The organism is Bacillus sp. YH3-2-B2, assembly GCF_053663335.1.
Genome location: NZ_JBSJQE010000001.1, coordinates 546,651 through 562,378 on the forward strand (window position 1 = coordinate 546,651; position 15,728 = coordinate 562,378).

General features: G+C 44.2%; 2 protein-coding genes. Both read left to right on the forward strand.

Features of this window, described 5'->3' with window-relative positions:
* Nucleotides 1-14 precede the first annotated feature (14 nt).
* Nucleotides 15-8,720 carry an SDR family NAD(P)-dependent oxidoreductase gene (locus ACWJJX_RS02895; protein WP_454022719.1) on the forward strand — a complete coding sequence of 2,902 codons (8,706 nt, stop codon included), beginning with the start codon at nucleotides 15-17 and terminating at the stop codon, nucleotides 8,718-8,720.
* Nucleotides 8,713-15,711 carry an SDR family NAD(P)-dependent oxidoreductase gene (locus ACWJJX_RS02900; RefSeq protein ID WP_454022720.1) on the forward strand — a complete coding sequence of 2,333 codons (6,999 nt, stop codon included), beginning with the start codon at nucleotides 8,713-8,715 and terminating at the stop codon, nucleotides 15,709-15,711. The genes ACWJJX_RS02895 and ACWJJX_RS02900 overlap by 8 nt, the downstream gene beginning before the upstream one ends.
* The last annotated feature ends 17 nt before the right edge of the window (nucleotides 15,712-15,728 follow it).

The following is a 15,728-nucleotide window of genomic DNA, read 5'->3' on the forward strand; positions in this document are numbered from 1 at the left end:
GGATGAAGATTTTTATGAAAGAAGCCCGTCATATTAGAAAAAAAGTACTTTCTGACATAGAAAGCGGCAACATTTCTTTGGAAGAAGGAGTAAAGCGGATACAGCAGCTTGGTTTTCATTCCGCAGGGGTTAACGGACAGGCGATATATTATCAGACGGTCTGGCAGCGGACAGATCTCAGCATTCATGTAAAAGGCGGCCGGCGTGAGGGCAGCCTTTTATTATTTGATAAAAATGAAGATGTGAGTAAAGAACTTGCTGCATTGCATGATACAAGGGTTATTTTGGTTAAGCCGGGGAAAGAGTTTCGAAAAACCGGGGACGGTGTATTTGAAATCGACCCCCGCTCTGAAAAAGATTACATAGATCTGTTAGGATGGCTTATAGAAGAAGAAAAGTCAGATATACGGGAAGCGGTGCATTTATGGTCAGACATGCCGTTTGAAAAAACAGAGAGAGCGATTCGTGAACAATGCGACAGCGGAGTCTATTCTTTGTTTTTATTACAACAGGCGCTCTTCAAAAATAACTGCCGCAAACCGATCAAGCTGTTATATGGATATTTTTCGCATCTTTCCGGAGAACAGCCTCTTTACGCGGCGGCAAGCGGATTTTTGCGGACATTGCAGCTGGAAAATCCGTTAATCTCAGCAAAAAGCATTGAAATGGAGCAGTCAATAGCAGCCGTTCACGCAGCTGATATCATACGCAATGAGCTGAGTGATTTCCAGCCTTCAGATGTAGAGATCCGTTATAAAGACATGCAGCGTTACGTCAAACAGCTTAAAACGTATGAACCCGAAAAAAATTCCGGAAGCGGAGATGTGCCGCTGAGAGAAAATGGAGTATATATTATCGCGGGAGGCGCGGGCGGATTAGGATTTACCTTTGCAGAATATTTGGCTTTTCAAACAAAATGCTGCCTTGTTTTAACAGGAAGATCTCCGCTTTCAGACCATATAAGAAAACAGCTGAGGCGATTGGAGGATGCCGGTTCTTCAGCTGTTTATGTTCAGGCTGATATTACCAATAAGGAAGAAGCCGAATATGTAGTCAAAAAAGCCAAAACTTCTTATGGAAAAGTAAACGGGGTCATTCAGGGCGCGGGAATCATCCGGGACTCTTTCCTTCTTAACAAGTCACGAGAGGAATTCGATCAGGTAATCAGACCGAAAGTATTGGGTACGATGTGGCTGAATGATGCTGTTGAGAAAGAAAATCCTGACTTTTTCATTTGCTTCTCCTCTACTTCCGCAGTGTTGGGAAATGTCGGGCAATCTGATTACGCGTTTGGAAACAGCTATATGGATCATTTTATGAATATGCGTTCTGCCCAGCATTCTGATACGATTTCTCTCTCTCTGAACTGGCCGCTGTGGAAAGAAGTCGGCATGCAAGTGGATGAGCGAACGGTAGAGACAATGAAAAAGGCGGGTTTTTATCCTTTAGAAAAAGAAGAAGGTAAAAAAGCGTTTGCCGTCGCATTGTCCTCCGGTTTTTCGCAATTTACTGTATTTTACGGAGATGAGCAAATTGACAATCATGTTCATCAATTATATGAACGAAAAGACAATATTCAGGCAGATGAAGGAACAGGGAGAAATATCGAATCATTTGATTCAGAGAAACTGACAGCTGAAACATCTGATTTTATCATAAAAATAATTGCTGCAGAATTCAGGATGCCTGCGGACAAAATAGATGCAGAAGAGGCATTGGAAAAATACGGACTTGATTCCGTTATGATTATCAATATGACGAATGAGCTTGAAAAATATTTCGGCGCGCTCTCAAAAACGCTGTTATTCGAATATCAGACTGCGGCAGAATTGTCACAGTATTTCGTTGAGGAGCACAGGGATACTCTTCTTCATAAACTCCGGTTAGGAGAAAACGGGAGCGGCACCCCATCTCAGAAGAAAAAAGATAATAAACAGACAGCCGATGTTAACGGGAAACAGAAAATCCAGATGAAAAATCAGGTGCAGCAGGAGAAGTATCATGACAATGATATTGCTATTATCGGTATCAGCGGACGTTACCCGATGGCAAATGATCTTGATACTCTGTGGGAAAACTTATTGAACGGTAAAGACTGTATAACTGAGATACCTGAGGATCGGTGGGATTCGAGGCTGCACTATCAGCCTGCGGCGGGCGACGAAGTAAAAAACCAAAGCAAATGGGGGGGATTTATTGACGATGTGTATCATTTTGATCCGTTGTTCTTTAATATTTCTCCTGCCGAAGCTGAATTAATTGATCCGCAGGAGAGACTGTTTTTAGAGACGGTTTGGCACACCATAGAAGATGCCGGGTACGCAAAGAAAACGCTTGAAAGAAAAAACGTCGGCGTTTTTGCAGGGGTTATGTACGGCCAATATCAGCTGTACAGCGTTGGTCACGAAGCGGCCGTTTCTTCCTCATATGCATCAATCGCAAACCGGGTATCCTACTTCTTTAATTTCAGCGGGCCAAGTATTGCTTTGGACACGATGTGTTCCTCATCATTAACGGCTGTTCATTTTGCCTGTGAAAGTTTAATCAGGAATGAATGTGAAATTGCAATTGCAGGAGGCGTCAATTTATCCATTCATCCTCATAAATACGAACTCTTGACTCAAGGAGGATTTTTATCCAGTGATGGCCGGTGCAGAAGCTTTGGTTCAGGAGGAGACGGCTATGTGCCGGGAGAAGGGACAGGTGCCGTGCTGCTGAAACCGGTAAAAAAGGCTATTGCCGACGGTGATCAGATTTATTCAGTTATTAAGGCAACAGCGATCAACCACGGTGCTAAGACGAATGGATATACCGTGCCGAATCCAAAAGCTCAAAGTGAGGTCATTGCGAGAGCCTTAAAAAAAGGATTTATTGATCCAAAAAGCATCAGCTATATAGAAGCTCACGGAACAGGCACCGCGTTAGGAGATCCGATTGAAATCACCGGTCTGACCAAAGCATTTTCAGGTGCCGAACGCGATAAGAAGACATGCGCGATCGGGTCGGTTAAATCAAATATCGGACATCTTGAGGCTGCTGCAGGCATAGCGGGCATTACGAAAGTTATTCTTCAAATGAAACATAAAACGATTGTTCCGTCACTGACTCATTCTGCTGAATTGAATGAAAATATACCGTTTCAAAAAACACCTTTTTATGTACCGGACAGAGCCGAAAAATGGGAGTCATCCGTTCCCAGGCGTGCCGGAATCAGTTCTTTCGGGGCAGGAGGAGCTAATGCCCATGTTATTTTAGAAGAATTTGCGGATGAAGCTATCTCTCCTCTCGCGGCTGAAGAACCTGAACAGCTTTTATTTGTTTTTTCTGCAAAAAATGCCGACAGGCTGGCAGAATATGCAAAACGCGCAAAAGAACAAATAGCAGCCAGAGATTATTCATTAGAAACACTTAGAAATACAGCATTTACTTTACAAACCGGGAGAGAAGAAATGCCGCACAGATTGGCTGTTATCGCCTCCACAAGAGATGAATTGCTTAAAGGACTGACAGACTACATTCTCGGAAACGCGAGGGATCATATTTTTACAAGCGGCAAAGACACAACAGAAGCTCAAAGGATGAACATAGCTGAAATTGAAGAAGCAGCCGCAAACAGGGATCTTGTGAAGATAGCTGAATACTGGGTTGGCGGTAACGGAGTAGATTGGCCGTCACTTTATAAAGATGTCACTTTGAGACGGGTATCAGCACCCGGATATCCATTTGCCAAAGAGCTATGCAGAATAGATGCGCAAAATACGGGAAGCCGCCGGATGAACATTAATAACGATCTGCATCCTTACATTTCATGCAATATATCTGATTTTAAAGCACAGAAGTTTCTTATCAATGTAAGCAATACCGATTTGTATATAAAAACAAAGTATCAAGACAAGGAAATGTTTCCGTTTCTCAGCCAGATTGAAATGGCGAGGGCTGCCGGAGCGATGGCTTCAGGAAATCCGGTTATTAAATTAACTGAGCTCTCCTTTAGAGAACCGATATTACAAAGCGAAAGCAATGAGCAGATCCAGATTGTATTAACCCCGGATAATCAGGGTGCATCGTATTCTATAGAAAAACAGAGCGACTCATCCATTTATTCCTCAGGGCGGATCGAATTAGAAGACGGGGCGTACGAGAACGGAAATATTCATCTTGAGCCGTTTCTGTCTCAGCGTGCAGACCGGATACCGTACGAAGCGTTTTATCAGCGGCTTGCCGAATTCGGATACAGCTGCAGTGACAGTCTGAAAGCGGCAGAGCACTGCGTCAGCAGGAACGGACAGGTGCTTTTAAAGATAAAAGCAAAGGCCGGGCCGAAAGGGTGCATAATCAAACCGGAAGTGATTGAGAGCGCATATCAAGCCGTCATATACCTTGCGGGGGAAAATGCCGGAGAGCTCCCGGAAAATATTAAAGAATGTACGATTTTTGATCATGAGACTGAACCCGTTTATGTATATGCAGAACAAACTGAAGAAAGCGATTCGGCTTATGATGTGTATGTACTAGACAATGCCGGCGGGATTTTGATGGAACTGAGCGGGCTGGTTTTTGGCGAAAAGCCTAATAAAAATGTACGTTTTTATGAGCATAAGTGGGATCAAAAAAACCCTCTGATTGAAATGAAAGATAGGGAGCCAAAAACAATTCTGGTTTTTGCAAAAGATGAAGCATTGGCTGGAGCTCTGAAAAATCAATCAGACAGCCGTGTCATTCTCGTCACGCCGGATCAGTGGCAGACCGATCAAAATCTGCTGACATACTGTATAAACCCGGAAGTGACGTCAGATTATATTCGTTTATTCGAAGAATTGGAGAAAAAGGGGTTTTCTCCTGATGTCATCTTGCACACGGGAGAAACATTTTACGCGGGTGACCGCCTTCTCAGCGGCCTGGAATCAATTTTTTATTTATTAAAAGCCCTGAGCGCCCGCAATGATGCCTCTCTTTATCTGCACTCTCTGCTTCTTGTTCACTCTTTTAAAGAAGGCTTGAATGATCCGTATACGGGCGCTCTTGCAGGCTGTTTAAAAACGGCAAATATGTTGGTGCCATCCGCAGAGAATGTGAAGTCAATCGGTTTTTCAGAACGTATATCAATTGAAAAAATGGCTGAATTTTGTCTTAACGAAATGGTTTCAGGCGTGGAACGGCAGGCGGAAGAAGTTAAATATATAAATGACAAGAGGTATGTTAAGACACTAAAGGAGTATGTATTCAATCATACAGAGCACTCTCATCAGCTGAAACAGAAAGGGATTTACCTCATAACGGGCGGTTTGGGCGGTCTGGGCCTGATTTTCGCAAAATATTTAGCCTCTCAGTATCAAGCAAAATTGGTATTGACGGGAAGGTCACCGTTAACAGCTGATAAACGCCATAACATTGACCGGCTGCAGGCGCTTGGAGGGGATGCGGTATATTATCAAGCTGATGCCGCAGATCAAAAGACGATGGGACGGGTCATAGAAGAAACGAAACGGACTTGGGGCTCCCTTCAAGGCGTTATTCATTCAGCTGGTCATGCCGATGATCGGTTATTTACAGAGATGAATCTGACTGATTTTACGGAAGGCATGACTGCTAAAATTGAAGGAACGGTATGCTTAGATGAATTAACGAAAGATGAGCCGCTTGATTTCTTTATCGTATTTTCTTCTATTTCTTCGGTCTTCGGAGATTTTGGACAGGTTAACTATGCGTTGGGCAATTATTTTCAAGATCAATATATAAATTGGAGATCCGAACAGAGCCGCCGGCAAGAGAGACAAGGCAAGAGCATTTCGATTAACTGGCCGTTGTGGCGTAAAGGCGGAATGCATTTAAACAAAGAAGCTGAAGACGCATATCTTTCCGCATCCGGGTTTGATTATTTGGAAACGGAAGAAGGGATAGCGGCTTTTGAGACAATTTTGGCAAGTGACTGTCCGCAAATTTCGGTTGTTACCGGGGATGCCGGAACAACACCAGCAAAAAAAGATCTGCCGCATCAAAAAGTAAATACGCTTCCGGTTCGTCAAGAGGAAAGTTCTTATACAGGACCGGATTCTGCAGACAATGTCCTTGAAGAACTGAAGCAAATGGTGTCGGAATTATTGAAAATTAACATTGAACAGCTGGATACGGCAGAGAATTTCGGCAATCTCGGCTTTGATTCTATCAGTTTGAAAACATTAGCTGTCAGACTGAATAAAAAATACAAGCTTAAGCTGACACCTGCCGTTTTCTTTACTTACAGCCATATAAAGTCTCTTTCAGAATTTCTAAGCAGTGAACTGCGTACTGTTACAAAAGGGAATACAGATGCAGAAAAAAACATTTCTGAAAAAAGGAAAGTGCACGCCGGGAAAACCGCAGGGAAAACCGTGAAGCCGCCGCGAAGTTTTCCGTTTGAAAAAAAGACAGCAAGACAGGCTGACCATCATCCGGAGAAGCAGCCGGTTGCCATTATCGGGATGAGTTGTGTTTTTCCGGGAGCAAAAAATGCAGATGAGTTTTGGATCAATTTAATCAATGAAAAAGATTCAATTCAGGAAATTCCCCCGGATCGCTGGGATTGGAAAAAATACGCCGAAGGCAAAGGAAGCAGCGAAGTACATTCGAAATGGGGCGGCTTTATCACAGATGCCGATAAATTTGATGAGGCGTTCTTCAATATTAATCCGCGGGAAGCAGAACTCATGGATCCTCAGCACAGAATTTATTTGCAGGAAACCTGGAAAGCGATAGAAGATGCGGGTTACAAAGCTTCAAAGCTGTCAGGCAAACATATCGGGGTGTTTACGGGCATTCAATTTAATGATTACCGCCAGCTGCTGATGAGGCATTCGGACGGGGCGCATGCGTTTGCGGGAACCGGAAACAGCCAGGCGCTCATCAGCAATCGTGTATCCCACTATTTTAATTTCAGAGGTCCGAGTGAGTCCATTGATACAGCCTGCTCAAGCAGTCTTGTAGCAATCCACAGAGCTGTGCGCTCGATTCAAAATGGTGAAAGTGAGCTGGCGGTAGCAGGCGGGGTTTCGCTGCTCTTAGATCCAGTCACTCATATGTATACCGATAAACTCGGTATTTTGTCTAGGGACGGCCGATGTAAGACGTTTGATAAACTTGCCGACGGTTATGTCCGCGGTGAAGGTGCAGCTGTTCTGTTATTGAAACCATTGCAAGCGGCAATGAATGACAGAGACAATATTTACGGAGTCCTGAGAGGAACCGGAGAAAATCACGGAGGAAGATCTGCTTCATTGACCGCTCCGAACCCGGAAGCTCAGGCTGAACTAATAACGTCTGTTTACAAAAATGCCGATATTCCTGTTGATACGATATCTTATATTGAAGCACACGGAACCGGAACAGAACTGGGAGATCCGATTGAGATTGAAGGCTTGAAAAAAGCGTTTGGATCTTTTGAGCCGCATCCAGGAAAGAATCATGTCCAATATTGCGGCATCGGTTCAGTAAAAACGAATATCGGTCATTTAGAGCCCGCCTCTGGAATGCCGGGGCTGATTAAAGTATTACTATCCATGAAGTATAAAACATTGCCTGCCACACTACATGTTAAGGAACTGAACCCTTACATTCAATTAAGCGGAACACCGTTTCATATTGTCAATAAAACTATGAAGTGGGCCAGATTAAAAGATCGAAAAGGAAATGAAATTCCGCGCCGTGCCGGAGTCAGTTCTTTTGGATTCGGCGGGGCAAATGCTCATGTCATCGTGGAAGAATTTGAATACGGCCAAGATAAAGCAGTAACTGCCGAGCGGGATCAAATCATTGTTCTATCGGCCAAAACAAAGGAAAGGCTGATGGTTAAAGCCAAAGAGTTAACAACGTTTTTACATGAAGAACTATCAGTTCAATTCAGTCAGCAAGAGGTGCAGGAACGTGATGTGCAAGAGGCGGTTCGGGAAGCGGCAGCGGGTATCCTGCGTTTAGATACCGCAAATATAGATGCAAAGACACCTCTTTCGGAATTCGGATTTGATCCGTTGGCTTATTCCGAATTAATCTCTTATATAAACCAAATGTACGGCACAGAAATATCACTAGACATATTTCAGGAATTAATGACCCTGAGCGAGCTGTGCCGCTATATCAGCAGCGTCCGGGATCGATCAGCTGATAAACCGTATAACGGCAATTTTAGAGAAAAGTCCGGAATCGGTCTTGAAGAAATAGCATATACGCTGCAAACCGGAAGGGAACCATTTGAATGCCGCCTTGCGATCACTTGCTCGAATATCGGAGATCTTCTTGAAAAATTAAACGGTTACATTCAGGGGAGCAGGCTGCAAGGTGTTTATGAAGGAAATGTAACGGATTTTGATAGTCTGTACGCTCCTTTATTCGGCGGCCCCGAAGGTCATGCGTATGTTCAATCACTGATTCAGCAAAACAAGCCGGCCAAACTGGCTCAGTTGTGGACGATCGGTTGTGAAATCAGCTGGGAAGACTTGTATGAGGAGGAACTCAAACCGGTTAAACTGTCTCTTCCTCTTTATCCTTTCAGCAAGAACAGACATTGGATTCATTTAAATAAAGATGAAGCGCAGAAGGCTGAGGCTTTCTCGAACACTGAGCTTCACAACTCAAATAAAGATACAGCAGATGGAGAAATCATGTCGCTTCTTGAAAAAGCACAAACAGGTGAGATGAATACGAAAGAGACGTCAGAGCTGATAGAGGAGTTGCTTTTCCATGAATGAAAAAACGATGCAAATTGAGCAAATCGTGAAAAAGGTGAAAGAAGGCAGCCTGACGCGTGAAGAAGGGCTGGAATTAATTAAGAGCTTGGGGAAAACCCATCTATATGAAATGGTATGGGATAGACATGAATTTAAAGGCAGTGAAAAATTCCCGAATACGAAAGAGCCAATTTTATTTTTTTGCAAAGACGACAGCATGTATACCGTAATGAAGAGACAGCTTGAAGGTTATGAGGCGCCTTTCATTTACGTGACTTCCGGCGAGCGTTTCGAAGATTGCCGGAACGGTCGTTTTAAAATGAACTTTGCAAAAGATGAGGATTATGATGCGTTATGCGGGGTTTTGCGTTCTCAAAATATAAGACCCCGCCATATTATTCATTTTTTAGCTGCCGGGCTCTTCAAAAATACAGAAGATGCAATGAGAAAGCAGCTCAATAAAAGTCTTTTTTCCTTGTTTCAAATGTTTCAGGCCTTCATGGCGAACAAACTTTGTCCGAAAGCAGAAATTTTGTATCTGTATGAAAATACCGAGGGCGAGGTTCAGCCCATTTATAACGCGGTTGAAAGTTTTCTTAAGACCGTACAGGCCGAAAACCCGAATTTCACATGTAAGGCTGCAGAGCTGAAATCAATGTTTGACGAGCCGTTTACAAAGCAGCATATTGCAGATGTCATCTCTTTTGAATGGAACAATCAATGCAAGACGGACCACTTTACCTGTTATGAGCCGAGGCATTATTATAAAAGGCAGCTTAAAAGAGTAAAAAAAGAAGATGGGGAGAAACATAGTTTCAGTGTAAAAAAGAACGGTGTGTATTTAATTACGGGAGGAGCCGGCGGTCTCGGGTATCTGTTTGCGGAATATTTGGCGAAACAGGCAGAAGTCAAGCTGGTATTAACCGGGCGTTCCCCGGCATCCCGTGAAACGGCGCAAAAATTGAGCGCTCTTGAAAATCTCGGCGCTGAAGCCTTATATGTCCCGGCAGATATTTCAAAGGAAAAAGAGGCGGACGCGTTAATTAAGCACATTAAGCAGACATTCGGAGAATTAAACGGAATTTTGCACAGTGCCGGACTTGTTAAGGATGCATTTATCATAAAAAAAGCGAAAGAAAGCATAGAAGAAGTTATAGCGCCTAAAGTATTCGGAACCGTTTGGCTGGATAAAGCAGCTGAAGAAGAGCCTCTTGATTTCTTCGTTATGTTTTCATCCCTTTCGGCCGTTCTGCCTAATGCGGGTCAGAGCGACTACGCCTTCGCTAACGGATGTATGGACGGATTCACCCAGTATCGAAGCATGAAAGGACGTCCCGGGAAAACACTCTCTATTAATTGGCCTTTATGGGATGCGGGGAATATGACAGTTGGTCCGGCAGAGCTGCAGGCTTTAAGACACACGGGGCTGGAACTTTTATCTGCCCAAGCAGGGCTTGCCGCTTTTCAGGACAGTATGAGCCGTTCTGCTTCTCAGCTGGCTGTTATCAGCGGAGACAAAGATAGAATAAGTGAATTACTTTCAACTGACCATAAAAAGATAGAGACTGTGCCTGAAAACAACAGTCTGCCGCAATTAAATGAAAAAGATCTGAAAAAGCAAACGGTCCGTCTATTGACAGAGATTGTCGGTGCGGAAACGGGAAGACCGGCGGACAGCATTTTACCCGAGGATACATTTGACCGTTACGGAATTGATTCTCTAACGATTTTAGGTCTTAACTCCCGTCTGGAAAAGTATTTTGGAAGAGTGTCTAAGACTCTTTTCTTTGAATACAGCAGTGTTGAAGAGCTGTCAGAGTATTTTCTTGAACACTATCAACATGAGTTGAAGAAGGCGTTTTTACCGGCAGCCGAACAGCGAATTGATCATTCGGCGCCGGCGAAACGGGAGAAGCTTTCCGTTTCCCGCATACCATCCGCACCTTCCGAGGAAGATATTGCAATTATCGGTATAGCCGGCCGCTACCCGATGGCGAAGGATGTGGAACAGTTTTGGGAAAATATTTCTTCCGGAAAAGATTGTATAACGGAAATACCGAAAGAGCGCTGGGATTTTCGGAAATATTATCACACAGGTGGCAATGCCCGTCATGACAGCAAATGGGGAGGTTTTATAAAAGACGCTGATAAATTCGATCCGCTGTTCTTCTCAATTTCGCCTCGTGATGCCGAGTTAATTGATCCTCAGGAACGGTTATTTTTAGAGACAGCATGGCACACGTTTGAAGATGCGGGTTACACAAAGAAAAAGTTGAAACGGCATAAGACAGGGGTATTTGTCGGCGTCACCTACAGCCACTATCAGTTATTTGCAGCCGGTGCTTCAGATGATGAGGGGCGTCAGGCGCTCTTGTCTTCTTATTCGTCTATCGCAAACCGGGTGTCATATTTCTTTGACCTGCACGGACCCAGCCTTGCAATTGATACAATGTGTTCTTCTTCACTTTCTGCTGTTCATTTTGCATGTGAAAGTTTAAAAAGGGGAGAATCCACCCTCGCCATAGCCGGAGGAGTGAATTTATCCTTACACCCGGATAAATATACTTTACTTTCTCAAAATCATTTTGTTTCAAGCGATGGGCGCTGCAGAAGCTTTGGAGCGGGAGGAGACGGATATGTGCCGGGAGAAGGAGTCGGGGCCGTTCTTTTGAAATCGCTTTCTGCCGCAAAGGCTGACGGGGACAGGATTTACGGTGTGATTAAGGGAACATCTGTAAATCACGGCGGGAAAACAAACGGATACACTGTGCCAAATCCGGGCGAGCAGGCAAACGTCATCAGTGAAACTCTTGATAAGGCGGGGATTGATGCAGACAGCATAAGTTATATTGAAGCGCATGGCACCGGGACATCTTTGGGAGACCCGATTGAAATTTCAGGTTTAACCAAAGCTTTGCACAGCTCGAAAAGCGATTATCGTTGTGCAATTGGTTCGGTTAAGTCAAATATCGGACACCTAGAGGCCGCGGCTGGAATTGCTTCTATCACAAAAGTGCTGATGCAAATGAAGTATAAACAGCTTGCTCCTTCCCTTCATTCCGATAACTTAAATCCTAATATTGATTTTGAGGAAACACCGTTTTACGTGCAGTCTGAACTGACTGATTGGAAGACGCCGCAAAATCAAGCAAGAAGGTCGGGCATCAGTTCGTTCGGCGCTGGAGGATCTAATGCCCACATTATCATCGAAGAGTATAAGAATGAAGAAAAGATGGAAACGGTACAGAGCAACAAGGCGCAAATTATTCTGCTTTCTGCCAAAAATGAAGAACGGCTCAGACTCTTGATTGATGCATATATAAAAGAACTGGAGCCAAAAACGTCACTAGCTGATGCCGCGTACACCTCGCAGACCGGGAGAAACGCTATGGAAGAGCGGCTCGCTGTTGAGGTTAGCAGCATTGACGATCTTCGCGATAAGCTGACGATGTATTTGCGGTCAGATCATAAGTTAAACGGTTTATATAGGGGAAACGCCCGCCGAGGCGCCGGTCAAAAGAATGCCCTGTCAGCCGCTCACTTTGAAAATGCAAGAGATATGGCCATTCACTGGGTGAACGGAGGAGACGTTGAATGGGAAGAGATGTACACTGCGGAATTACCGAAGCTTATTTCTCTTCCTGCATACCCTTTTGAACGGAACAGATATTGGGTGCCTGCCGCAAAAGCAGCACAGAAACAGAAAACAGGTGTACCGCAGAGTCTGCCCCATGCACCGACTGACTTATCATTTGATGTATTAAAAAAATCGTGGAAAAAACAAAAGGCTGCGCCTTCCGCTTTTACGAAAGGACAGGTGATGATCCTGGCTAATAGTGAAAGTGAGCGGCTTGCATTCGAATTGTTTGATTCAGATCCTCTGATTGAACCCGCTGTCATTTGCGCAGATAACTGGGATCATTCGGATGGGGAAGCCAAAAAAACGGCTCTAGCAGTCATAGAAGAAAATCCGGAAATCATCGGCATGATTGACCTGTCAGATTTGCGGAGTAATCAAAACGGGGCACGCACCGGCACAATCGGGAAGCTGACACTGCTGCAGGAAATCATAAAGACACGTAAACAGCTTTTCGTTTTACATGTGACAAGAGGGCTGCAGACATTTCTGAATGACAAGCCGTCGTTAGCCGGAGCCGAAACAGCCGGACTATATAAAATGCTGAGCGCAGAGTATCAAAAGATAAAATCAAAAACAATAGATGTAGACGGGCATGTCGGGACTGCGGCGGAACTGAGACAGGTAATCACAGATGAAGCTTGCGCTGACGGGCTGTATAGTGAAATCTGCTACCGGAACGGTGAACGTTATATTCCATACGTCGAGAAATTACATGCGGCGGAAATAAACCGGAACCTATCCGGTCTGCCGGTCTGCCGTACGGATCAAACCTTGGTTATTACAGGGGGAACAAGAGGGATCGGAGCAGAACTTGCCAGACATTATGCCGGCAAGGGAGTCAAAAAACTTGTGCTGATGGGAGTAACCGACCTTCCGGAATCTGATAAAATAGCCGGCATGTTAGAAGACACCGATGAAAAGTCACCTCTTTATTCGAAATTACAACTGCTGCATGAGTTGGATCAAAAGGGAGTTCAGGTGGAAGTGTATTCCGGGCCGCTCACGGAAAAAGAAAAATTACATCGCTTCTTTTCAGAGGTGAGAATGAAGTTCGGCAAAATCGGCGGGGTGATTCATTGCGCTGGTGCAGCCAATCATTCGAATCCGGCTTTTATTCATAAATCTGATAAAGAAATAAGAGAAGTATTTGAGCCAAAGGTGCAGGGGATGCAGGTACTTCATGACATTTTTATTGATGACGAACTTGATTTCTTCATTTTGTTTTCATCTGTTGCGAGCGCTTTTCCTTTATTAGGCGCCGGAACAAGTGACTATGCCGCGGCGAACGCTTTTATGGATTACTTTGCAGCGTATCAGCATGCAGCCGGCAGAACATATTATCAATCAATTAACTGGCCGAGCTGGAAGGACATTGGAATGGGCGAGGTGACAAGTCCATCATATCAGGCACTCGGTTTACTTTCACACTCAACAGAAACAGGTATTTCCATGCTGGATGAAATCATGACGATAAACGGATATCCATGCCTTATACCGGCAAAGACACATCAGGAGAAATTCAAGCTGCAGCAGCTGCTTCAGACAAGAATTCAAGCGGCTAAAAATAACCTGGATGCTGAGGAAAAAGTGGTCTCTGGTGATGGAGACAATGAAGCTATGATCAGGAAGTTAATGGAGATTTTTTCCGCGGAGCTGAAAATACCTTACGGGAATTTAGATCAGGATACGTCTTTTGCGGATTACGGAGTTGATTCAATCTTACTGGTTCAGCTTGTCAAAAAAGCGGAAGATGCATTTCAAATAAAAATTGAACCTTCGGCTTTTCTGGAGTATCCGAGTTTTTCACAACTGGGCGTCTATTTAAACGAATTATTTGCAAGTGAGGGGATCAGTCCTCAAATTGATTCAGAAAACATTGAGGGTCGGAAAAAAGAGCAACATATAAATCAAAATGCTCCCGAAGTACGGGACAGCGGATCTCAAATGCAACCAACCAGTCTGAATCAAATCGCTATTATCGGAATGGGCTGTGAGTTTCCGGATGCTCCGGACACAGAAACATTCTGGAGAAATTTGAAGAAAGGACAAAATAGTGTCCGTGAAGTCCCGGCGTCGCGATGGGATATTTCTTCATACTACTCTGACACCTATGAAAAAGGAAAAAGTATCAGTAAGTGGGGCGGATTTCTTCAAGATATTGAGTCTTTCGATCCCGCGTTTTTTAATATGAACAAAAGTGAGGCATCAGAGCTTGATCCGTTAATCAAAAAATGCCTTGAGGTCAGCGTCCAGACATTAAGAGACGGCGGCTATACAAAAGAAGAAGTATCAAACAAAGAAGTCGGCGTCTTCATCGGTTCGCGCACCGGGACGTTTATGTCCAAAATAGGTTCCCCTTCAAAAAATACGATCGTGGGTATAGGACAAAATTTCATAGGCGCGCATATCTCACACTTTTTTAATCTGAAAGGACCGAATCTGGTTGTAGACACGGCATGTTCTTCCTCATTGGTCAGCGTCCATCTCGCTTGTCAAAGCCTGATGTCAAAAGAGTCAGATATGGCGATTGCGGGCGGGGTTGACATTTTGCTGGATCAAAAGCCTTACGTCATGCTGAGTGAGGCTCGGGCGCTTTCACCTGAAGGAAAATGTCATACATTTGATGAGAAGGCAGATGGATTTGTACCGGGAGAAGGATGCGGCGCAGTCCTTTTGAAAAGACTTGATGACGCCCTTGCCGAAGGTGACAGAATTTACGCGGTAATTGACTCATCCGCGGTTAATAATGACGGACAGACAATGGGAATGACAACACCTAATCCGAAAGCGCAAAGCGCAGTGATAAAAAAAGCCCTGAAAAAAGGCGGAATTGATGCAGATACTCTCAGTTATGTCGAGACGCATGGCACCGGTACGATGATAGGAGATCCGATTGAATTAAAAGCGCTGACTGAAGTGTTCCGGGAGGTTACGGAAGAAACGCAATTTTGCGGAGTAGGCAGCGTAAAAACGAATTTCGGACATTTAATGAGCGCAGCGGGGATAGCGAGTATTATAAAGGTTGCCTTATCCATAAAAAATCAGATGCTCCCGCCGACATTACATTGTAAAACGCCAAATCCGCGTTTTAAATTTGATCAGTCGCCATTCTTTCCGAACACGTCTTTAAAAGAATGGCGTCCCAGAAAAGGGGTTTTGAGAGCCGGAATCAGTTCTTTTGGATTCGGGGGCACGAACGCACATATGATATTGAGCGACAGCCATCTCACGTTAGGATATGGAGAGACAAAAAGACACCCGCTTTCTCCGGTTATATTCAATAAGGAACAATGCTGGATCGACAATGGAGAAACTCCAGAAAAGGAAGAGTCAGAATTGCTGATTCCTTTACTTGATTTCAAAGAATTATAAAGAAAAGAAAAGGAATG